Source organism: Streptomyces sp. NPDC005925, assembly GCF_040638805.1.
Lineage (GTDB): Bacteria > Actinomycetota > Actinomycetes > Streptomycetales > Streptomycetaceae > Streptomyces.
Genome location: NZ_JBEXVL010000035.1, coordinates 33,933 through 54,634, shown reverse-complemented (window position 1 = coordinate 54,634; position 20,702 = coordinate 33,933). Strand labels below are relative to the sequence as shown.

The window sequence follows — 20,702 nt, the reverse complement described above, 5'->3', positions numbered from 1 at the left end:
AACGCTCGGCTGGGAAACCCCAGCCGAGCGTCTGTCTAAACTGCTCGCGGCCTGATCAACACGACCACGTGTTGCAACGACCCCTAGAAAGCGCCCGCACAGGGGGTGCCCCTTCTCTGGTGGGTAACTGCGCCTCGCGGAGTTACGTGGCCCGTCGCGTGCCCCGGCGGGCCGGGCCCCGGTGTGACACGGCCCGGCGCCGCCCGGCCCGGTGCTACTTGGCCCGGTCGAAGTCGATCGCGCTGTACGCCCGCAGCTTGCTCAGCCGGTGCTCGGAGTCGATCCGCCGTACCGTGCCGGACCGCGACCGCATCACGATCGACGACGTCGTCGCCGTCTCGGAGCGGTAGCGCACCCCGCGCAGCAGCTCACCGTCGGTGATGCCGGTCGCCGCGAAGAACACGTTGTCGCCGCGGACCAGGTCGTCGGTGCTGAGCACCTGGTCCAGGTCGTGCCCGGCGTCGACCGCCCGCTGCCGCTCCTCGTCGTCCTTGGGCCACAGCCTGCCCTGGATGGTGCCGCCCAGGCACTTCACGGCGCAGGCCGAGATGATGCCCTCGGGGGTGCCGCCGACGCCGAGCAGCAGGTCGATGCCGGTGCCTTCGCGCAGCGCCAGGATCGAGCCGGCGACGTCGCCGTCCGAGATCAGCTTGATCCGGGCGCCGGTCTCCCGCACCTCGGCGATGAGCCCCTCGTGACGCGGCCGGTCCAGGATGACGACGGTGACGTCCTCGGGTGTGGACCGCTTGGCCTTGGCGACCCGCCGGATGTTCACGGCCACGGGCGCGTTGATGTCGACGAAGTCGGCGGCCTCGGGGCCCGTGACCAGCTTGTCCATGTAGAACACGGCCGACGGGTCGAACATCGCGCCGCGCTCGGTGGCCGCGAGGACGGCGATCGCGTTCGTCATGCCGTTGGCGGTCAGTGTGGTGCCGTCGATCGGGTCGACGGCGATGTCGACCTCGGGGCCCGTGCCGTCGCCGACGCGCTCCCCGTTGAAGAGCATCGGGGCCTCGTCCTTCTCGCCCTCGCCGATGACGACGACACCGTTCATGGACACGGTGGAGACGAGGGTCCGCATGGCGCGTACCGCGGCACCGTCGGCGCCGTTCTTGTCCCCGCGGCCCACCCAGCGGCCGGCGGCCATCGCCGCGGCCTCGGTGACGCGGACCAGCTCGAGGGCGAGGTTGCGGTCGGGAGCCTCGGAGGGCACGTCCAGTTCGGACGGCAGATGATGATGCTCGGTCATCGGTGCGCACCTTTCTGTACGACGACGGCCGGATGAGGGTGTTGTGCCCGACTCTAACGGCAGGCCGACAGAATGAGCAGGGGACCCCACGGATGAGCGGGCCGGGCACCTGCGACGATAGGCGCTGTGGCAGGTAGCAAAGGCAAGCAGAAGTCAACCCTGGACATGGTTCTGTCCCTGGGAGTCATCTTGCTCGCGGCGGGCTTGGTGTACCTCTTCATCCCGCACGACGACGACCAGACGCCGGCCGTCGAGCGGGTGGACTACCGCGTCGAGCTGCTCACGGCACGCAGGGCGGCGCCGTACCCGGTGGCCGCGCCCGAGGGGCTGCCGGTGAGCTGGAAGCCGACGTCGGTGCGCTTCGAGGGCGACCACTCCGCCCAGTGGCACCTGGGCTTCCACGACCCGGACGGGCAGTACGTGGTGATCGAGCAGTCGACGGGCAAGCGCGCGGCGTTCGTCGACGACGCGACGCACGGCTCGGAGGCGACCGGCGCGACCGACGAGATCGACGGCCGTACGTGGACCCGGTACAGCGGCGGCCGGTACGACGCGCTGGTGCTGAAGGGCGACGACGGCGAGACGACGGTCGTTGCGGGCACGGCCTCGTTCGGTCGGCTGACGACGATGGCGAAGGCGCTGGAGATGAAGTAGGCGCGGTGCGTGACGCAGGCCCGGAGACGACGTGCGCGGTGCGGCGTCACGGACGCGCAGAGGCCCCCGTGCTCGGTGAGCCGGGGGCCTCTCGGGTGCGCGGGGCGCGGGTGCGCGGGCGAGGTCAGACGGTGGTGACGACCTCGTCGTAGGCCAGGCGCGGGGAGCGCGGGAACCAGGCGTCGGGGCCCGGCCGGCCGATGTTGACGACCATCAGGGGGGTGTGGTCGTCGTCCAGGAACTCCTTGCGGACGCCCTCGGAGTCGAAGCCCGTCATCGGGCCGGCGGCGAGACCGGCGGCGCGGACGCCGACGATGAAGTACGCGGCCTGGAGGGCGGCGTTCAGCGTCGCGGAGCTCTCGCGGACCGGGCGCTCGGCGAAGAACGCGTCCTTGGCCTGCGGGAAGTGCGGGAAGAGCTGCGGCAGCTCCTCGTGGAACTCGTTGTCCGCGGCGAGGATCGCGACCAGCGGGGCGGTGGCCGTCTTGGCCCGGTTGCCCTCGGCCATGTGTGTGACCAGGCGCTCGCGTGCCTGCGGCGAGCGGACCAGAGTGATGCGCAGCGGCGACTGGTTGAAGGCCGTCGGACCGTACTTGACCAGGTCGTAGATCGCCTGGACCTGCTCGTCGGTCACCGGCTCGTCGGTGAAGGTGTTCGCGGTGCGGGCCTCGCGGAACAGCAGGTCCTGGGTGGCGGGGTCAAGAACGAGGGACATGTCTGCACTTTCTCGCTGTCGGGTCCGAAGATCGGTTGACGGCATCGACAGTACGACATGGAAGTTCAATGTTCAACAAAAGGTCTTGTCGGGGTGGCTGACGTCACAGGCGTGCGCCGCCGCCCCGGCTACCCGCCCTCCCCGCCGGCCTTCGTCTCCTCGGCCAGCGCCGCGTCCAGCCGCGCCCGCGCCCCGTCCAGCCAGCGCCGGCACACCTGGGCCAGCTCCTCGCCCCGCTCCCACAGCGCCAGGGACTCCTCCAGCGTCGTACCGCCCGCCTCCAGGCGCCGTACGACCTCGATCAGCTCGTCCCTGGCCTGCTCGTACCCGAGCGCCTCGGTCACGGCCGCCGGTTCCGCCACGTTCTCCACCTCGCTGGTCATTCACTCACCCTATGCACCGCCCCGCACCCGGCCACCAGGGCCGCGTGCTCACCTCCGCGCGTCGACCCGTCCCACGCGGGGCGCCCCCGCGTACGACTCGCGGGTCGGCCCCCAAGGCTCACGTGTCGACCCGTACGGAGAACTCGCCCTCCGAGACCCGGGCGCGCAGTGCCTCCCCGGACGCCACCTCGGCCGGGTCGCGCACCGCGTGCCCGTCCGACCGCTGCAGCACCGCGTACCCCCGCTTCAGGGTCGCGGCGGGGGAGAGGGCCACCACGCGCGCGTGCGTGTGCGACAGCTCCGAGTCGGCCCGGTCCAGCTGGTGCCGCAGACAGCGCCGGCCGCGGTCGAGCAGCGCCGTGACCTCCTCGGACCGCGTGTCGACCATGCGGTGCGGGTCCTCCATCGACGGGCGGGCCAGCGCGTGCGCGAGCCCGCGCTCCTCCCGCTCCAGATACGCCACCACGCAGCGCCTCGCCCGGTCCCGCAGCATCCGCACCCGTTCGTACTCCTCGCCCACGTCCGGTACGACCCGCTTCGCCGCGTCGGTGGGGGTGGAGGCGCGCACGTCCGCCACGTGGTCCAGCAGCGGGTTGTCCGGCTCGTGCCCGATCGCGGACACCACCGGCGTACGACACGACGCGACCGCGCGCACCACCTGCTCGTCGGAGAACGGCAGCAGGTCCTCCACGCTGCCGCCGCCGCGTGCCACGACGATCACGTCGACCTCGTCCAGCGCGTCGAGCTCCTTCACGGCCCGCACGACCTGCGGCACCGCGTGCACCCCCTGCACCGCGACGTTGCGCACCTCGAAACGGACGGCGGGCCAGCGGTGCCGGGCGTTCTCCAGGACGTCCCGCTCGGCCGCCGAGGCCCGGCCGCACACCAGCCCCACCAACTGCGGCAGGAACGGCAGCGGCTTCTTGCGCCCTGCGTCGAACAGCCCCTCCCGCGCGAGCGACTTCTTCAGCTGCTCCAGGCGCGCAAGCAGCTCCCCGACCCCGACGGGCCGTATCTCGACGGCCCGCAGCGACAACTGCCCGCGCGGCGCGTACCACTCGGGTTTCGCGTGCACCACCACGCGCGCGCCCTCGCCCACGACGTCCGCGACCGCGTCGAACACCTGCCGGAAGCAGGTCACGCCCACGGAGATGTCGTACGACGAGTCGCGCAGCGTCAGGAACACCACGCCCGCGCCCGGTCTGCGCGACAGCTGCGTGATCTGCCCCTCGACCCAGACCGCCCCGAGCCGGTCGATCCAGCCGCCGATGAGGCGCGACACCTCACCGACGGGCAGCGGCGCTTCCGCGGACGTGTTGAGAGCCATGCCGCGAGCGTAGCCGCAGCCACTGACAGGCCCCGGGCCCGACGGCAGGCGCCCCGGGGACCTCCCGGCGAAACGGGCCGCGATCTTCGGGGCGGGGCCCGCGGCCTTACGATGTCCGCATGACTGCTTCGCCCGGCCGCCGTGTCCTGCTCGCCGCCCCCCGGGGCTACTGCGCGGGTGTGGACCGCGCCGTGATCGCCGTCGAGAAGGCCCTCGAGCAGTACGGGGCCCCCGTCTACGTCCGGCACGAGATCGTCCACAACAAGTACGTCGTGCAGACCCTGGAGAAGAAGGGCGCCGTCTTCGTCGAGCGGACGGAGGAGGTGCCGCCGGGCAACATCGTGATGTTCTCGGCGCACGGCGTGGCACCGACCGTCCACGACGAGGCCAGGCAGGGCCGGCTCGCCACCATCGACGCGACCTGCCCGCTCGTCACCAAGGTCCACAAGGAAGCCGTCCGCTTCGCCAACGAGGACTACGACATCCTCCTCATCGGCCACGAGGGCCACGAGGAGGTCATCGGCACCTCCGGCGAGGCCCCCGACCACATCCAGCTCGTGGACGGCCCCGAAGACGTGGCGAAGGTCGAGGTCCGCGACCCGTCCAAGGTCGTCTGGCTCTCCCAGACCACGCTCTCCGTGGACGAGACCATGGAGACGGTGGACGCGCTGAAGGGGAAGTTCCCGCAGCTCGTCTCGCCGCCCAGCGACGACATCTGCTACGCCACGCAGAACCGGCAGCTCGCCGTGAAGCAGATGGGCGCCGAGGCCGAGCTGGTCATCGTGGTCGGCTCCCGCAACTCCTCCAACTCCAAGCGGCTGGTCGAGGTCGCCAAGCTCGCGGGCTCCCGCGAGGCGTACCTGGTCGACTTCGCCGACGAGATCGACGAGGCCTGGCTGGAGGGCGTCACCACGGTCGGGGTCACCTCGGGCGCGTCCGTGCCGGAGGTGCTGGTCGAGCAGGTCCTGGACCGGCTGGCCCGGCACGGTTTCGAGGACGTCGAGATCGTCAGGGCCGCCGAGGAGTCCATCACCTTCTCGCTGCCCAAGGAACTGCGCCGCGACCTGCGCGAGGAGGCGGCGACGCTGGTGGCGGAGCGGGGCGGGGCGGGCCCCGCGGGTGCTTCGGCCGTCGCGGCGGAGTGACGTACCGGGATCGGTGACTGTCCGTCGTACGCCGTGGTCATGGTCGTAACGTAGGACCATGCAGATCTTCGGTGTGGACATCGGCGGGTCCGGGATCAAGGGTGCCCCGGTCGATCTGGAGCGGGGCGACCTCGCCCAGGAGCGCTTCAAGGTGCTCACCCCGCACCCGGCGACGCCGGACGGGGTGGCCGACGGCGTGCGGCAGGTCGTCGAGAACTACGGCTGGACGGGCCCCGTCGGCATCACCTTCCCGGGCGTGGTGACCGACGGTGCCACGATCCGCACCGCGGCGAACGTGGACGCGTCCTGGGTCGACGTGGACGCCGGAGCCCTGCTGAGCGACCGTCTCGGGGGCCTGCCGGTCACCGTGGTCAACGACGCGGACGCGGCGGGCGTCGCCGAGATGCACTTCGGTGCCGGGCGCGGCCGCCGGGGCACGGTCTTCCTGCTGACCTTCGGTACGGGCATCGGCAGCGCCCTCTTCATCGACGGCACCCTCGTGCCGAACACCGAGCTGGGCCACCTCGAACTGCACGGCCACGACGCGGAGAAGCGCGCCTCCAGCAAGGCCAGGGACGACCACGACCTGTCCTGGGAGGACTGGGCGCACCGGGTCCAGAAGTACCTCGCCCACGTCGAGATGCTGTTCTCCCCGGAACTGTTCATCATCGGCGGCGGCGTCAGCCGCAAGTCCCACAAGTTCCTGCACCACATCGAGGGCATCAAGGCGGAGATCGTCCCGGCGCAGTTGCAGAACAACGCGGGGATCGTGGGGGCGGCGATGCGGGCGGCGGAGGAACGGTAGTGGGCGAGCCCGTAGGACGGGCGAGCGGCAGGGGGCGTGGCCGGTGTGCCGCGCCCTCGTGCGTCCTCGGGCGGCGGGGCGCGCGGTCACGGGGGTGAGGCGGTGGCGCGGTTGCGCGCGGCGGTGCGGCGGCGGACCAGGCGGATCCGGCGGGCGATCACGATCACGCCGGCGACGAGCGTCCCGCCGTACAGCCAGCCCGCCTCCGTGGCCAGCGCCGTCACGATCCCCATCAGCCGGTCGCCGGCCCCGTCCCCGCGCGGTGCCACGGGCAGCAGCCCCAGCGCGAAGGCGATCGGTACGGCGACGGGCGCGGTCGGCAGATCGCTGGGCCGCACCCACACCGAGGTCAGCGCGCACACCGGCACGAACAGCACGCCGTAGACGGTGAGCGAACCGAACAGCAGCTGATCGAGCAGGCCGAGCAGGAGCATCACGGCGACGCAGAACAGTCCGCTCCCGAGGCCGGTCAGGCGGGGGTCGGGGAAGCGGTGACGGAGACGGCGGAGGTGGCGGGCGAGCCCGGGGGGCACCGCGGGCAGCCGGTCGAGGAGGGCGGCGAGGCGGGGACCGGGGCCGCCGGCGTTACGACTGCGGATGCCGCCGCCACTGCCGCCGGTTTCTCTGGGGGCGGCCGGGCCCGGGGTGCCAGGGGCGGGGCGGGGCGGGCCGCCCGCAGCCCGGTCAGTCTGCGGGGGCAGCGGGGGCAGCGGCGGTCGGCCGCCCTGCGGTCCGTACTGTGCGGGTCGCGTCCTGGGTTGCTCCACTGGACCAACTTAGGTCGGTTAATGTGCCGAATCACCCGTCAGACACGCCGACGGTCCCCTTGGCCAGGCGTTCGACGGGTCGCCGGTAGGGATGCGGCACGCCGTAGACTGGTGGATCGGCCCAGGCCGTGTCCGGCCACCCTGCCAGTCCGTCCCCCTCCTCACGTACGGGAAGTCGCAACGTGTCGCTCACGATCGGAATCGTCGGTCTGCCGAATGTCGGCAAGTCGACCCTGTTCAACGCCCTGACCAAGAACGACGTGCTGGCGGCCAACTACCCGTTCGCCACGATCGAGCCGAACGTCGGCGTGGTCGGCGTCCCCGACGCCCGTCTCGGCAAACTGGCCGAGATCTTCGACTCGCAGCGGGTCGCCCCGGCGACCGTCGACTTCGTGGACATCGCCGGCATCGTGCGCGGCGCGTCGGAGGGCGAGGGCCTGGGCAACAAGTTCCTCGCGACCATCCGCCAGTCCGATGCGATCTGCCAGGTCATCCGGGCCTTCAAGGACGAGAACGTCGTCCACGTGGACGGCAAGGTCTCGCCGAAGGACGACATCGAGACGATCAACACCGAGCTGATCCTGGCCGACCTCCAGACGGTCGAGAAGGTCCTTCCCCGGATCCAGAAGGAATCGCGGATCAAGAAGGAACTCGAGCCGAAGGTGAAGGCGGTCGAGGAGGCCAAGGAGATCCTGGAGAAGGGCGACACGCTCTTCGCACACGGCATCGTCCAGGGCACCGAACGCAACGAACTGCTGCACGACCTGCACCTGCTCACCACGAAGCCGTTCCTCTACGTGTTCAACGTGGACGAGGACGAGCTGGTCGACGAGGACTTCAAGAACGAGCAGCGCGCCCTGGTCGCCCCCGCCGAGGCGATCTTCCTCAACGCCAAGCTGGAGGCGGACCTCGCCGAGCTGGACGAGGCGGACGCCATGGAGCTGCTGGAGTCGGTGGGCGCGCAGGAGCCGGGCCTGGCCACGCTCGCCCGCGTCGGCTTCGACACCCTGGGCCTGCAGACGTACCTGACGGCCGGCCCCAAGGAATCCCGCGCCTGGACGATCAAGAGGGGCGCCACCGCTCCCGAGGCCGCCGGCGTCATCCACACCGACTTCCAGAAGGGCTTCATCAAGGCCGAGGTCATCTCCTTCGAGGACCTGGTCGAGATGGGCTCGGTCGCCGAGGCCCGCGCCAAGGGCAAGGCGCGCATGGAGGGCAAGGAGTATGTGATGCGGGACGGGGACGTGGTGGAGTTCAGGTTCAACGTGTAGCGGGTGACGTACCACCAGTCGCCGATCTGGCGGACACACAGGTCGGACGGGGTCGGCTCCTCCGGGGAGTCGGCCCCTTCGTCCGCCCCGTGCTGAATCTGTGCCGCATGCTCTTGTGAGGGCTCGGTGTTCCGCTCATGCCGTCGCCGGGTTGCTGGGGTGTCCGAAGTGAAGCACCGCCCACACCGTCTTGCCCGGAGCGCCGGTGCGGGGTGTCACGCCCCATGTTTCGGCCAGTGCCTCGACGATCAGCAGGCCTCGGCCCGTTTCGGTGTCCGCCGTGCCCGGGCCGACGGCCGGGTGGCGCTCGCCCCGGGTGTCGGCGACTTCGACTCGCAGCCGGTCGTCCGTCCTGGTCAGCCGTAGCAGGGCGTCGCGGCCGGGGACGCGGCCGTGGGTGACGGCGTTGGAGGCGAGTTCGGCCACGACGAGGGTCGTCGCCTCGTTGGCCTCGGAGCCGTACCCGTGCCCCCAGGAGTCCAGGCGGTACGAGGCGAGTCGACGGGCGAGGCGGGCGCCGCGTGGCGTGGAGGCGAACCGCAGCTCGAAGGTCGTGGAGGTGGCGCTGTGCGTCAGGGGGGCCATGACTCGACGGTGGCGTGGTCCGGGTCACTGTCGCCAGGGTGTGGAGCGCTACGGCGGGGGGCTGTCGGGGCGGGTGGGGCGGTTGTCGGGGGTGCCGGGGTCGGGTCACCCGTATGGGGAAACGTCCGGCCGAATCGCCCCCTGAGGACGGGAATCGGCCCGACTGTGAAGGAAGCTGAACAGTCGGGCGAGGGTCGGTGGTGGACGTGGATCTGACGGGCGGGGTCTCCCGTACGGACGGGGTGGACACGGTGGACGGCGTGGACGCGGGGAACGGGTTCCTGCGGTGTTTCGGGCGCCAGATGAAGCTGCTGCGCGAGGCCGCCGGTCTCACCCAGGCGGAACTGGGCGCGCACGTCGGGTACGGGGAGGCGCAGGTCGCCGCGGTCGAGCAGGGGCGGCGTATCCCGAAGCCCGAGATGGTGGATGCGGTGGATCGGGTGGTGGGCGGGAACGGAGTCCTGACCGCGATGAAGGGGGAGGTGGGGAAGGCCAGGTATCCGGGGTTCGCCCGGCAGTACGTGCAACTCGAAGCCGAGGCCGTCGAACTGCACGTCTATGACACCCACCTCGTGAATGGCCTGTTGCAGACGGAGGAGTACGCGCGGGCGGTGTTCGCGATGCGGCGGCCTTCGCTCGACGAGGAGACGGTCGAGCAGCGAGTTGCCGCACGACTTGCCCGCCAGGACATTTTTGCCCGTAAGTCTCCGCCCTTGATGAGTTTCGTCATCGAAGAGGTGGTGTTGGACCGCCCCGTCGGCGGCAGCGACGTGCTGCGCGGGCAGTTGGAGCACATCCTGCTCATCGGCAACAAACGCACCGTAGAAGTGCAGGTCATGCCCACGTGCCGTGATGACCATGCGGGACTCGGCGGGCCGTTCACACTGATCGAAACGCTGGGACAGCGGCGTATCGCTTACGCGGAAGTGGCCAGTATCAGCGGCCTGCTCACCGAGCGGAAAGCAGTCCGTGAACTGGAGGCGCAATATGGAATCATCCGAGCGCAAGCACTTACACCGCGCGAATCGCTGGCGTACATCGAGAAGTTGCTGGGAGAGGCATGAACCTCGGTACGGATGTTCTGACGCAGCCCTTGGTGTGGAAGAAGAGCAGCTACAGCAGCGGCGAGGGCGGCCAGTGCGTCGAAGTGGCCCGCACGGCCGCAGTCGTCAACATACGGGACTCCAAGCAGACAACCGGGCCGGTCCTCGCCGTCGGACGCGCGGAGTGGGGCGCCTTCCTGCGGATGGCCTGCGGGCACAGCTGAGCGGCGGGCGGGGATGGTCTCCCCGCCCGCCCACGCGTCGTCCGTCGGTCACGCCGCCGTTGCCGCTGCCGCCGCCCTGCGCAGGGGCGGTACGCACAGCATCGCCAGGAGGGACAGGGCGAGGTTGAGGACCAGGGTCACTGTGAAGGCCTCGGCGTAGTCGTGCCGGCCGGGCGTCTCGCCCAGGGTGGTGAAGTAGAGGAGGCCCACCAGGGTGATGCCGATGGTCATGCCGAGTTGGCCCATGGTCTCCAGGACGCCTGCCGCGCTGCCCGCCTCCGTGGGCGGGACCTCGGCCAGTGCGGTGCCCAGCAGGGGGCTGACGCCCAGGCCCTGGCCGATTCCGATCACTACCAGGGCCGGGACCAGCATCGGTCCCGACATGTCGTCGCCCGCCGCCCAGGCCGTCAGCAGGAGCGCCAGGTAGCCGAGGGCGTTGATGCCGTAGCCGGCGGTCAGGATGTGCAGGCCCAGCCTGGGCATCAGCTTCGGCACGTACAGGGAGACCGCGGTGAACGCTATGCCGAGCGGGGCGAACAGCAGGCCCGACTCGATCGCCGAGTAGCCGAGGCCGCTCTGCAGCTGGACGGCCAGGACGAAGAACAGGCCCGCGTTGCCGGCGAAGAACGCCAGGAAGACGGCGTTGCCCGAGCGGTAGCCGCGCAGGCGCAGCAGGGACGGGCTGATGAGGGGTTGTCCGCCGCGTGCCGACAGGCGCAGTTCCCAGCGGCCGAACGCGATGAAGAACGGTACCGACAGCGCCATCATCACGAAGCACCACGCCGGCCAGTCCGCCGTACGGCCCTCCGCGAGCGGGAAGGTCAGGAGGAGCAGGGCCGCCGTCAGGAGGCCCACGCCGGGCAGGTCCAGGCGGGGGCGGTGGGTGCCCTTGATGCCCGGCATGGTGAGGGCGGCGCCCGCGATGGTTGCCAGGCCCAGGGGCAGGTTGACCAGGAAGATCGGGCGCCAGCCCCAGCCGAACAGGTCCAGGTGGACCAGGATTCCGCCGATCAGCTGGCCGCTGATGGCCGCCAGGCCGATGGTGACGCCGAAGAGGGCCAGTGCCTTGTCGCGGCGGGTGCCGTCGAACGTCGTCTGGATGATGGAGAGGATCTGCGGGAAGAACAGGGCCGCCGCCAGTCCCTGGGCGCAGCGGAAGACGATCAGTGTTTCGGGGTTCGGTGCGATGCCGCAGGCCAGGGACGCGGCGGTGAACAGGCTCAGGCCGGTGAGGAACATCCGCCGGTAGCCCACGATGTCGCCCAGCCGGCCGCCGGTCACCAGGAACAGGCCGTAGATCAGGATGTATCCGGCCACGGTCATCTCGGCCGCGGAGACGGAGGCTCCCAGGTCGGTGCGGATGGACGGGATCGCCACGTTGACGATGTAGGAGTCCATCATCGCCATGAAGGTGGCGGCCATGGCCACCAGGAGCATGCCCTTCGCCCGGGCCGGGGTGCCCGCATGCGGTTCCGGTTCCGGCCCCGGTTTCGTGCCGGTTCCGGTGCCGGGTCCGTCGCGGTCCGCGACCGGTGCCGCCTGGTCATCCAGCATGTGCTGCCCTGCTCTCCTGTGTGGGGGGACGGGTGGGGGTACGCAGGCGGGTTCCCACGAGTTCGACGCGTGAGGAGACTCCGAGCTTCCGGAAGATCTTCCTCAGGTGGAAGTTGACGGTGTGCGGCGAGAGGTTGACCCGGGTGGCTATCTGGCTGTTCGTCAGGCCCTGTGCCACCAGCCGCACTATGGCGTCCTCCCTGGGACTCAGCGGGCCCGTCTCCTCGTCGGTCGCGGCGTCAGCGGTGGCGTCGGTGGTGGCGGGGGCCGGTACGGACGATGCCGGGCGGGGCGGCCAGGGGGTGGCCGTGGACGCGTTGTCCCGCGGTGGCAGCAGCGCGGCGGCCCTGCGTACCAGGGCGTGGCGGAAGGTGAGGCGGTCGCCGTCCATGACGAGCACCCCGGCCTCCGCCGCCTCGCGCACCGAACCCAGCAGCGGTACGGCCCGTCCGGCGGGCAGGTGCACCAGCTCCCGTGTGTGGACCGGGCGGGGGCGCGTGGCGATCGTGCGGAGCAGCGACAGGGTGCGCTGCGACAGGCGGGGGTCGTCGCGGAGGAGGGACGTCAGCACCCTCGGCGGGAGTGCCTCGGCGCGCCGTCGGGCGGCGGTGACCGGACCGCGGTACGTGGTGTCGGTGACGAGTCTGCCCAGTACGGCCGAGAGCAGGCCGGGGTGGCCGCCGCAGGCCTCGACCAGCCGGCCGACGGTGTCGTCGGGCGCCGTGCCGAGCCGGTCGGCCGCCAGCCGCAGCGCGTCACGGCGGCGGAGCGGGCCGAGGGTGAGGTGGGTGAGGTGGTCGTCCGTGCCCGGGTCGTGCGGCAGTTCGTGCGGGGGCGGGCCGCCGGTGCCGGACAGCAGCCACAGCACACGGTGCGCGGTGCCCGGCAGTGGCAGTCCGGTCAGGGCCGCGCGGACGTCGGGGTCGTCCCAGGGGACGTCGTCGAGCGCCACGAGCACCGGCGGACGTGTTTCCGGCCACCCCGGCGGTCGGGTGTCCGGCTCGACCGGTCCTGGCGCCGGGTGCGGCAGTTCGGCCGCCAGGACGTCGTCCGCGAGGCTCGGACCCGTGCGCGCGCCGCTTCCCGCCGCTCCCGGAAACGGCCGGCCGTCCGTGCGGCTCGCGAGTGCGACGGCCAGGACGAGTTTCTTGTGCCTGGTGAATTGTCCTTCCAGGACGGCGAAGCCGTACCCCGGGGCGGTCGCGGAAACCTGACGGACCAATTCCGTCTTTCCGGATCCTCGCGTTCCGTCGAGAATTATCAGGCCGTTTTGGCCGTGCGACACTTTGCGCAATCGTTGTCGAATCAGCCATAGTTCCTGTGCGCGCCCATACACCTTCACCCGTGCCCCCGTTGATCAGCTGTTGGCTCAAATCGCTCGCCCGCCCGCCCATCTGACGCACCGTGGTGCGCAGCGGTCAAGGGGTGACACGCGAGCATGGAGGAGTTCTCGAGTCCGCCTCCGTCGGCGCTCCGCCGACCATAAAGAATTTCCCCCGAAACGGCTGTCGTAGCCCACTCGGCGAGCTTCGGTCAACTGCTCGAACAAGTAGTGGCTGATTTTCGGAGCCTTTGGCATTTTTGGACTCCTACGGAATGCGCCGACGCGGCGGCGGGTGATCGCAACGGGGAGAACGCATCGACATGCCAGACGTCAGCCCTGGAGTCCGTCTGCCGCTGACCGCCGCCCAGTCGGGCGTATGGGCCGCGCAGCAGCTGGACCCGGGAAACCCCCGCTACAACTGCGCCAGTTACCTGGAGCTGCACGGCCCGGTCGACACGGCACTGCTGCGGCGGGCGATCCGTACCGCGCTGTCCGAGGCCGAGGCGCTGAGAGTGCGCCTGGACGATCCGTGCGACACGGGCGAGCCGGGGCAGACCGTGGTGCCCGTCGCCGAGGACCCGCTGGAGCTGCTCGATCTGTCGGGCGACGGCGCGGGGAACCGGGGCGCCGCCGAGGCCTGGATGCGCGCCGACCTGGCCCGTCCCGTGGACCTCCCGGCCGGCGACCCGTTGATCCGGCACGTCCTCGTCACGGACACCCCCGGCACCCGGCTGCTGTACCTGCGGTACCACCACCTGATCATGGACGGCCTCGGCCAGACCGTTCATCTCCGGAGGGTCGCCGATGTCTACACCGCACTCGCGGCCGGCACCGAACCCCCCGCCTCCCGTGTCATGCCGCTCGCGGAACTCCTCGCCCAGGACGCCGCGTACGCCGACTCCGCCGCCCGCACCCGGGACCGTACCTACTGGCTGGAGCGCTACGCCGACCACCCCGAACCCGTCGGCCTCGGCGACCGCGCAGACGCGGGCGGCGACGAGGCCGGTGGCGGGCTGCTGCGGCGCAGTACCGATCTCGCCGGCGCCGACGTCGCGCTGCTCGCCGACGCCGCCCGCAGGCTCGGGGTGCGGGCGTCCGTGCTGCTCGTCGCCGCCGTGGCCGCCTACCAGTGCAGACTCACCGGCGGCGAGGAGACGCTCCTGCGGATGCCGCTGCCCGCCCGGCCGTCCGCGGCGGCCATCGCCACCCCGGCCATGTTCGCCAACGAACTGCCCCTGCGGATCGCCGCCCCCCGCACCTCCACCTTCGCCGAACTGGCCGCCGACGTCTCGGCCGAACTGGGCCGCGCCCTGCGCCACCAGCGCTTCCGCGGCGAGGAACTGCACCGCGAGCTGTTCCCGGACGGACGGCGCGCACCACTCGCCGGCACGACGGTCAACGTGGTGACCTTCGACGCCGACGTGTGGTTCGGGGACGTACCCGGCACCGCGCACCACCTCTCCTCCGGGCCCGTCGACGACCTTCAGTTCGACTTCTTCTCGGACGCCCGCGGCACCCGCGTACGGCTGAACGTCGACGCCGACCCGCGCCGGCACGCCCCCGGCGCTCCCGCCGCGCACAGCCGCCGCCTGCTCGCCCTGCTGCGCGCCGCGCTCGCCCGGCCCGACCTGCCCGTCGGCAGGCTGCCGCTGATGGACGACGCGGAGCGTCGCGCGGTCCTCGCGGCCGGCGCGCCCCGGACACGCGACTACGACCTGGACTCGCGCCTGCACGAACTCGTCGCGGTACGCGCCGCGCACACCCCCGGCGCCGTCGCCGTCCAGACCGCCGCCGGGGAGCGCCTGACGTATCGGCAGCTCATCGACCGGGCCCGTCGGCTGGCGGCCGAACTGGGGCGGCGCGGCGCGCGGCCCGGGAGCGTCGTCGGAGTGCACCAGGAGCGTTCGCCGGACCTGGTCGTCTCCCTGCTCGCCGTGCTGATGGCCGGCTGCGCCTACCTGCCGCTCGACCCCGAGCTGCCCCTGCCGCGCCTGGCCTTCCAGATCGAGGACGCCGCCGCCGGCATCGTTCTCAGCACCTCGGAGCGGGCCGGGGCACTCGGCGCGACCGGTGCGGACGTCCTCGCCGTGGACCGGCTGCTGCCCGGCCTGCCCCCGCCCGGCCGGCCCATACCGGACGGCCGCGCCGACGACATCGCCTACGTCATCCACACGTCCGGCTCCACCGGCACCCCCAAGGGCGTCGCCGTACCCCACCGCGGCGTCGTCAACCGGCTGCTGTGGATGCAGGAGGAGTACGGCCTCGGGGCCGACGAATGCGTGCTGCAGAAGACGCCGTTCACCTTCGACGTGTCCGTGTGGGAGTTCTTCTGGCCGCTGCTCGCGGGGGCGCGGCTGCACCTGGCCGCGCCAGGCGCGCACCGCGACCCGCGTGCGCTGGCCGCCGAGATCCGCGCCCACGACGTCACCACGACCCACTTCGTGCCGCCGATGCTGGACCTGTTCCTCGCCGAACCCGAAGCCGCCGACCTGCCGAGTCTGCGCCGGGTGATGTGCAGCGGGGAGACGCTGCGGCCGGAGACCGTCGGCCGGTTCTTCGCGGTGTACGGCAACCCCGGCGGTCCTGGTGCGGCCGGCGGTCCCGGTGGCCTCGGCGGTCCCGGTGGCTCCACCGGCCCCGGCAGCCCCGAGCTGCACAATCTGTACGGGCCCACCGAGGCGTCCATCGACGTCACCCACTGGCGGTGCACCGAACGGGACGCGGACGGGCCGGTGCCGATCGGCCGTGCCGTCGCCAACACCGGCCTGTACGTCCTCGACCCGGGCGGCGAACCGCTGCCCTTCGGCGTGCCCGGAGAACTGCACATCGGAGGCGTCCAGGTCGCCGCCGGCTACCTCAACCGGCCCGGGCAGACCGGGGAACGCTTCGTCGCCGACCCGTTCGGCAAGAGCGGGGGTGTGCTCTACCGCACCGGTGACCTCGCCGTCCTCCGCGAGGACGGGGTCGTGGAATACCGGGGCCGTACCGACCACCAGGTGAAGGTGCGCGGCCTGCGCATCGAACCCGGCGAGATCGAGTCCGCGCTGCTCGCCCTGCCCGGCGTCCGGCAGGCGATCGTCACCGCTCCGCGCGGGCCCGGCGGGCAGCGGCACCTGGTCGCCCACGTGGTCGCCGACGAAGCGACCTCGCACTCCCTCACGGCGGCGCTGCGCGAGCGGCTGCCCGCCCACATGGTCCCGGCGGCCGTCGTGCTCCTCGACGCGCTGCCGCTGCTGCCCAACGGGAAGGTGGACCGCCGGGCCCTGCCCGAGCCCGAGTCCGGCCACGGAGGTCCGGCGGCCACGACCGGCCGTGACCCCGGGGAGCCGGACACCGGTCCCGTCCTCCTCGTGCACGACGCCTACGCCGAGGTCCTCGGCATCCCGGCCGTCGACCTCGACACCTCCTTCTTCGCGCTCGGCGGCGACTCCCTGCTCAGCATCCGGATGCGTACCCGGCTGGAGCGGGACGGGCTCACCTTCGACCTGCCCGACCTGTACGAGGCGCCGAGCGCCCGCGCCCTGGCCCGGCGCACCCGGCCGCACGCCCCCGGCGGAACCGGCGCGACCCGCGGCACCCGTGTCCCGCCCTTCTCGATGGTGTCCGCGGCCGACCGTGAACTGCTGCCCGCCGGGCTGGAGGACGCCCACCCGCTGAGCAGCATGCAGACCGGCATGGTCTTCCACGCCGCGTACGAGGAGGGCACGTCCGTCTACCGGGTCGTCACCAGCATCCGGATCGGCCTGCCCCTCGACCCGGACCTGCTGCGGGGCGCGCTCGACGGCACGCTGCGGCGCCACCCGGCGCTGCGCAGTTCCTTCCGCCTGACCGGGTCCGGTGAGCCGCTGCAGCTCGTGCACCGCGACGTACCGGCGCCCCTCACCGTGGACGAGCGGCTGCGCGGCGCGGACCCCGCAGCGCGGGACGCCGCTCTCGCCCAGTGGGCCCAGGCGGCCAAGCATCACGACTTCGACCTCACCGCGCCGCCGCTGCTGCACTTCACCGCGCACCCGCTGACCGAGGACTCCTTCCAGCTCGGCGTGGTCGAGCACCACGTCGTCCTCGACGGCTGGAGCGACGCGGTGATGCTGGACGAGGTCGTACGGCGCTACCGTGCCGCGCTGGCGGGCGAGGACCTGTTCCTGCCCGGGATCCCCTCCACCTTCCGGGACTTCGTGGCCGCCGAGCGCGCCGCCGCCGGACGGGCGGAACACCGGGAGTTCTGGGCGCGGGAACTGGCGGGCGCCGAGCCCACGCCACTGCCCGTCCAACCCGTGCGGGACGTCGCGGGCGCCCGTCACCGGCGCTTCGACGTGCCCCTCGACGAGGCGACCGGGGCCCGGGTCGCCGCGGCGGCCCGCGCCGCCGGGCTGCCGGTCAAGTCGCTGCTGGCCGCCGTACACGCCGTGGTCCTGCACTCCGTGACACCGGGCACCCCGGGCGGCGAGGTGCTGACCGGCGTCGTCACGCACGGCCGCCTGGCCGAGGACGGCGGCGACCGGGCCATCGGCGTGTTCCTCAACACCCTGCCGCTGCGGCTCACCGTCACCGGCGGCACCTGGCCGGAGCTGGCCCGCCGGGTCCACGCCCACGAGCAGCGCACCCTGCCGCACCGCCGCTACCCGTACGCCCGCGTCCTGCGCGACCACGAGGACCTGGCCCTCGACTCGTACGTCAACTTCATGGACTTCCACCAGCGGTGGGGCGCGGACACCGCGATCCAGGGCGGCTTCGGCATCGCCGAGACCAACTTCCCGCTCGCCGTGAACTTCCTCGTCGACCCGGCGGGCGGCAGGCTCGCGCTGTGGCTCGACTGCGACGTGTCCCTGCTGGACCCGGAGTTCTGCGCCCGCCTGACCGGCCACTACGCACGCGCCCTCGCCGCGCTCGCCGCCGACCCCGACGGCGTACCCCCCGCCGACCTGCGGGGACCGGACGAGCGCGCCCTGGCCCGGGCCTGGAACGACACCGCCGTACCCTTCGACCGCACGGCGACCGTGCCCGCGCTGATCGGCCGGCAGATCGCGGCGACCCCGCACGCCCCCGCCGTCGACGACGGCCACGACCGGCTCACCTACGCCGAACTCGACGCGCGGGCCGCCCGGCTGGCCCACCATCTGCGCGCACACGGCGCGGGACGCGGCCGGCGGGTGGGCGTGGGCGTGCGCCGATGCGCCGACCTCGTCGTCACCCTGCTCGCCGTCGCACGGACCGGCGCCGCGTACGTGCCCATGGACCCCGGCTTTCCCGCCGACCGGCTGCGCCACATCGCGACCGACGCCGGCCTCGACTGCCTGGTCCTCGGCGGCCCCGGAGGACCGGACGGTTCCAGCGCGCTCGACGGACTGCTGCCCGCGCACGCCGTCGTACGGCTCGACCGCGACGCCGCCGACATCGCGGCCCGGCCCACCGGACCGCTCCCCGCACCCCCGGCCGCCACCGACCCGGTGTACGTCATCTACACCTCCGGCTCCACCGGGCGGCCCAAGGGCACGGTCCTGCGGCACCGCAACGTCGTGAACTTCCTCACCGCCATGGACCGCCGCATCGGCCTCACCCCCGACGACGTCGTCCTCGCGCTCACCAGCATGTCCTTCGACATCTCCGTACTCGAACTGCTGTGGCCGCTCACGCGCGGCGCCACCGTCGCCGTGGCCGGGGAGCGCGTGATCGAGCGGCTCACGCCCGCCGACGGCCCGGACTCCCTGTGCGACCTGCTGACGCGCCACGGGGCCACCCTGCTGCAGGCCACCCCCTCCTTCCTGGCGGCGGTCGCCGCGCAGCCGGAGGCCCTGGACGCGCTGCGCCCGCTGCGGACCCTGCTGGTGGGCGGCGAGGCCTTCCCGTCCGGGCTGGCCGGGAGGCTGCTGGCCGCGCTGCCGTCGGTGCGGGTGTTCAACATGTACGGGCCCACCGAGACCACCATCTGGTCGACCGTGCACGAACTCGACCGCGCACACGACGCCCACGCCTCCGCCCTGCCCATCGGCCGCCCCGTCGCCAACACGTGGGTGCGGGTCGCGACGTCCGACGGGCGTGAGGTACCCGTCGGTGTCGCCGGTGAGCTGTGGATCGGCGGGGAGGGCGTCGCCGCCGGGTACCTCGACCGGCCCGAGCTGACCGCCGAACGCTTCGTCGACACCCCGGACGGGCGCTGCTACCGCACCGGGGACCGGGTGCGCCGCCGGGCCGACGGCACGCTGGAGTTCCTCGGCCGGATCGACCGGCAGGTGAAGATCCTCGGTCACCGCGTCGAACCCGACGAGGTGGAGAGCGTGCTCTCCCGGCACCCCGAGGTCGCCTCCGTCGCGGTCGTCGCCGCGCGGCGCGCGGGCGGTGGCGCCGAACTCGTCGCCTACGTCGCCCCGGCGGGACACGGTGAGTCCGGCGGCGGCGAGCGGACCCACGTCGAGCGGTGGCGGGAGGTGTGGGAGGGGGCGTACGCACCGGGGACCGGCGAACCGGGCAGCGGCGAACCGGGGACCGGGCCCGAGGCGGCACGGCCCGGCAGGGCGCGGCCCGAGGTGACCGGGCCCGCGGAGACGAACCCCGCGGGCCCCGACGGCTCCTCGGCGGGAGACGACGACGAACGGGACTTCGCGGGCTGGCTCAGCACCTACACCAAACGGCCCATCCCCGCCCACGAGATGCGCGAGTGGCTCGGGCACACCGTGCGCCGCATCCGGGCGACAGAGGCCCGCCGGATCGTGGACGTCGGGGTCGGGGTCGGCCTCTACCTGCGGGAACTCGCCCCGCACGCCGACTCCTACCTCGGCATCGACCTCTCGCCGGCAGCCCTCGCCACCGCGGCGGCGTCGGTCGCGGCCGAGACCGACGGCCGGCTGCCCGCCCACATCACCCTGCGGCAGGGCGAGGCGACGGCCCTGACCGGGCTGCCGGACGCGTCGGCCGACCTGGTACTGCTCAACTCCGTCGTCCAGTACTTCCCCGGACCCGACTACCTGCGCCGCGTCCTCGCCGAGGCGCTGCGGGTCGCCGGGCCGCGGGGCGCGGTCTTCGTCGGCGACGTACGGGACCTGTCGCTGCTGCCGGCCTTCCACGCCGACACCCAGGTGCGCAGGTCACCGGCCCTGGCCGCGGCCCGGGACGTGGCAGCCGCCGCGTCGCGCGCCCTGGCCGAGGAACGCGAACTGTGCCTGACCCCGGCGTTCTTCGAGGAGATCGCCGCCGCCCACGGCGCCGGGCTGCGCATCGAGCTCAAGCGGGGCCGCGGCGCCAACGAACTGACCCGGTTCCGCTGGGACGTCACCCTGTACGGGCGTGACCGCGCCCCGGACGACGGCCACCTTGACGGGAAGCGGCTCGACTGGGCGGAGGTGGGTGGCACCGAGGTCCTGGACGACCTCCTCGCCGGCACCGACCCGGAACGGACACTGACCGTCACCGCGCTGCCCGACCGCCGGCTGGTCCGGCCGCTGGCCGCGCTGGCCCTGCTGCGCGGCGAGCAGGGAGACCGGCAGACCGCGTGGGACCTCGAGAAGGCCCTGTGGGAGGTGCCCGACGAGACCGCCCCGCACCCCGAGGACCTCGCCGAACTGGGTGAACGGCACGGGCGCGCGGTCCGTCTCACCCCGCCGGAGAGCGGGCGGACGGGCGCGTTCGACGCGATCTTCGAGCCGAGGAAGCGGTGACCCC

15 protein-coding genes are annotated in these 20,702 nt (G+C 72.5%); 7 read left to right on the top strand and 8 right to left on the bottom strand.

Translation table 11 applies throughout. The annotated features are described in order from the left end of the window. Positions 1 to 214 precede the first annotated feature (214 nt). Complete coding sequence (glpX, locus tag ABZ354_RS26355; protein ID WP_358660790.1) at positions 215 to 1,249, bottom strand: class II fructose-bisphosphatase; 1,035 nt, start codon at positions 1,247 to 1,249, stop codon at positions 215 to 217. A gap of 126 nt (positions 1,250 to 1,375) precedes the next feature. Between glpX and ABZ354_RS26350 the strand changes: the two genes are divergently transcribed. Next, positions 1,376 to 1,903, top strand: coding sequence for a DUF4245 domain-containing protein (locus ABZ354_RS26350; RefSeq protein ID WP_358660788.1), 528 nt, complete (start codon positions 1,376 to 1,378; stop codon positions 1,901 to 1,903). Between the two features lie 124 nt (positions 1,904 to 2,027). Here the strand turns inward: ABZ354_RS26350 and ABZ354_RS26345 are convergent, their stop codons facing one another. The 3 genes from ABZ354_RS26345 to xseA all read right to left on the bottom strand — a co-directional run bounded on the left by ABZ354_RS26345 (position 2,028) and on the right by xseA (position 4,328). Further along, a complete protein-coding gene (locus tag ABZ354_RS26345; protein ID WP_358660786.1) occupies positions 2,028 to 2,618 on the bottom strand; it encodes a malonic semialdehyde reductase in 591 nt (196 codons plus the stop codon). 128 nt (positions 2,619 to 2,746) lie between these two features. Next, positions 2,747 to 3,001 carry an exodeoxyribonuclease VII small subunit gene (locus tag ABZ354_RS26340; RefSeq protein ID WP_358660784.1) on the bottom strand — a complete coding sequence of 85 codons (255 nt, stop codon included), beginning with the start codon at positions 2,999 to 3,001 and terminating at the stop codon, positions 2,747 to 2,749. 118 nt (positions 3,002 to 3,119) lie between these two features. Beyond that, complete coding sequence (xseA, locus tag ABZ354_RS26335) at positions 3,120 to 4,328, bottom strand: exodeoxyribonuclease VII large subunit (RefSeq protein WP_358660782.1); 1,209 nt, start codon at positions 4,326 to 4,328, stop codon at positions 3,120 to 3,122. 119 nt (positions 4,329 to 4,447) lie between these two features. On the opposite strand from xseA, the gene ABZ354_RS26330 reads away from it, so the two are divergent. Both ABZ354_RS26330 and ppgK read left to right on the top strand, forming a co-directional pair. After that, complete coding sequence (locus ABZ354_RS26330; RefSeq protein ID WP_358660780.1) at positions 4,448 to 5,473, top strand: 4-hydroxy-3-methylbut-2-enyl diphosphate reductase; 1,026 nt, start codon at positions 4,448 to 4,450, stop codon at positions 5,471 to 5,473. Between the two features lie 58 nt (positions 5,474 to 5,531). Then, positions 5,532 to 6,278 (top strand): polyphosphate--glucose phosphotransferase, encoded by a 747-nt coding sequence (gene ppgK / locus ABZ354_RS26325; RefSeq protein ID WP_358660779.1) that lies wholly within the window; start codon positions 5,532 to 5,534, stop codon positions 6,276 to 6,278. Positions 6,279 to 6,364: 86 nt separating this feature from the next. On the opposite strand, the gene ABZ354_RS26320 is transcribed toward ppgK, so the two are convergent. Further along, positions 6,365 to 7,045: a DUF6542 domain-containing protein gene (locus ABZ354_RS26320; protein ID WP_358660777.1), complete on the bottom strand. Its 681-nt coding sequence runs from the start codon at positions 7,043 to 7,045 to the stop codon at positions 6,365 to 6,367. A 182-nt stretch (positions 7,046 to 7,227) separates the two neighbouring features. On the opposite strand from ABZ354_RS26320, the gene ychF reads away from it, so the two are divergent. Continuing rightward, positions 7,228 to 8,316, top strand: a complete 1,089-nt coding sequence (gene ychF, locus ABZ354_RS26315; protein ID WP_358660775.1) for a redox-regulated ATPase YchF — start codon at positions 7,228 to 7,230, stop codon at positions 8,314 to 8,316. 135 nt (positions 8,317 to 8,451) lie between these two features. Here the strand turns inward: ychF and ABZ354_RS26310 are convergent, their stop codons facing one another. Continuing rightward, a complete protein-coding gene (locus ABZ354_RS26310; RefSeq protein ID WP_358660773.1) occupies positions 8,452 to 8,901 on the bottom strand; it encodes an ATP-binding protein in 450 nt (149 codons plus the stop codon). A 242-nt stretch (positions 8,902 to 9,143) separates the two neighbouring features. Between ABZ354_RS26310 and ABZ354_RS26305 the strand changes: the two genes are divergently transcribed. Then, complete coding sequence (locus ABZ354_RS26305; protein WP_358660796.1) at positions 9,144 to 9,965, top strand: helix-turn-helix transcriptional regulator; 822 nt, start codon at positions 9,144 to 9,146, stop codon at positions 9,963 to 9,965. Then, positions 9,962 to 10,168, top strand: coding sequence for a DUF397 domain-containing protein (locus ABZ354_RS26300; protein ID WP_358660771.1), 207 nt, complete (start codon positions 9,962 to 9,964; stop codon positions 10,166 to 10,168). Before ABZ354_RS26305 ends, ABZ354_RS26300 begins: the two co-directional genes overlap by 4 nt. Positions 10,169 to 10,216: 48 nt before the next feature. Here the strand turns inward: ABZ354_RS26300 and ABZ354_RS26295 are convergent, their stop codons facing one another. Further along, the gene (locus ABZ354_RS26295; RefSeq protein WP_358660769.1) at positions 10,217 to 11,722 is read right to left on the bottom strand and encodes an MFS transporter; all 1,506 of its coding nucleotides are present in this window, start codon (positions 11,720 to 11,722) and stop codon (positions 10,217 to 10,219) included. After that, positions 11,712 to 13,058 carry a LuxR family transcriptional regulator gene (locus ABZ354_RS26290; protein WP_358660794.1) on the bottom strand — a complete coding sequence of 449 codons (1,347 nt, stop codon included), beginning with the start codon at positions 13,056 to 13,058 and terminating at the stop codon, positions 11,712 to 11,714. Before ABZ354_RS26290 ends, ABZ354_RS26295 begins: the two co-directional genes overlap by 11 nt. Positions 13,059 to 13,366: 308 nt before the next feature. Between ABZ354_RS26290 and ABZ354_RS26285 the strand changes: the two genes are divergently transcribed. Beyond that, positions 13,367 to 20,698 carry an amino acid adenylation domain-containing protein gene (locus ABZ354_RS26285; RefSeq protein WP_358660767.1) on the top strand — a complete coding sequence of 2,444 codons (7,332 nt, stop codon included), beginning with the start codon at positions 13,367 to 13,369 and terminating at the stop codon, positions 20,696 to 20,698. Positions 20,699 to 20,702: the final 4 nt, after the last annotated feature.

What these genes read in the sequence shown, in the direction of transcription:
- glpX (WP_358660790.1), bottom strand. Translation starts at nt 1,249, where the DNA reads ATGACCGAGCATCATCATCTGCCGTCCGAACTGGACGTGCCCTCCGAG.
- ABZ354_RS26345 (WP_358660786.1), bottom strand. Translation starts at nt 2,618, where the DNA reads ATGTCCCTCGTTCTTGACCCCGCCACCCAGGACCTGCTGTTCCGCGAG.
- ABZ354_RS26340 (WP_358660784.1), bottom strand. Translation starts at nt 3,001, where the DNA reads ATGACCAGCGAGGTGGAGAACGTGGCGGAACCGGCGGCCGTGACCGAG.
- xseA (WP_358660782.1), bottom strand. Translation starts at nt 4,328, where the DNA reads ATGGCTCTCAACACGTCCGCGGAAGCGCCGCTGCCCGTCGGTGAGGTG.
- ABZ354_RS26330 (WP_358660780.1), top strand. Translation starts at nt 4,448, where the DNA reads ATGACTGCTTCGCCCGGCCGCCGTGTCCTGCTCGCCGCCCCCCGGGGC.
- ppgK (WP_358660779.1), top strand. Translation starts at nt 5,532, where the DNA reads ATGCAGATCTTCGGTGTGGACATCGGCGGGTCCGGGATCAAGGGTGCC.
- ABZ354_RS26310 (WP_358660773.1), bottom strand. Translation starts at nt 8,901, where the DNA reads ATGGCCCCCCTGACGCACAGCGCCACCTCCACGACCTTCGAGCTGCGG.
- ABZ354_RS26300 (WP_358660771.1), top strand. Translation starts at nt 9,962, where the DNA reads ATGAACCTCGGTACGGATGTTCTGACGCAGCCCTTGGTGTGGAAGAAG.
- ABZ354_RS26295 (WP_358660769.1), bottom strand. Translation starts at nt 11,722, where the DNA reads ATGCTGGATGACCAGGCGGCACCGGTCGCGGACCGCGACGGACCCGGC.
- ABZ354_RS26285 (WP_358660767.1), top strand. Translation starts at nt 13,367, where the DNA reads ATGCCAGACGTCAGCCCTGGAGTCCGTCTGCCGCTGACCGCCGCCCAG.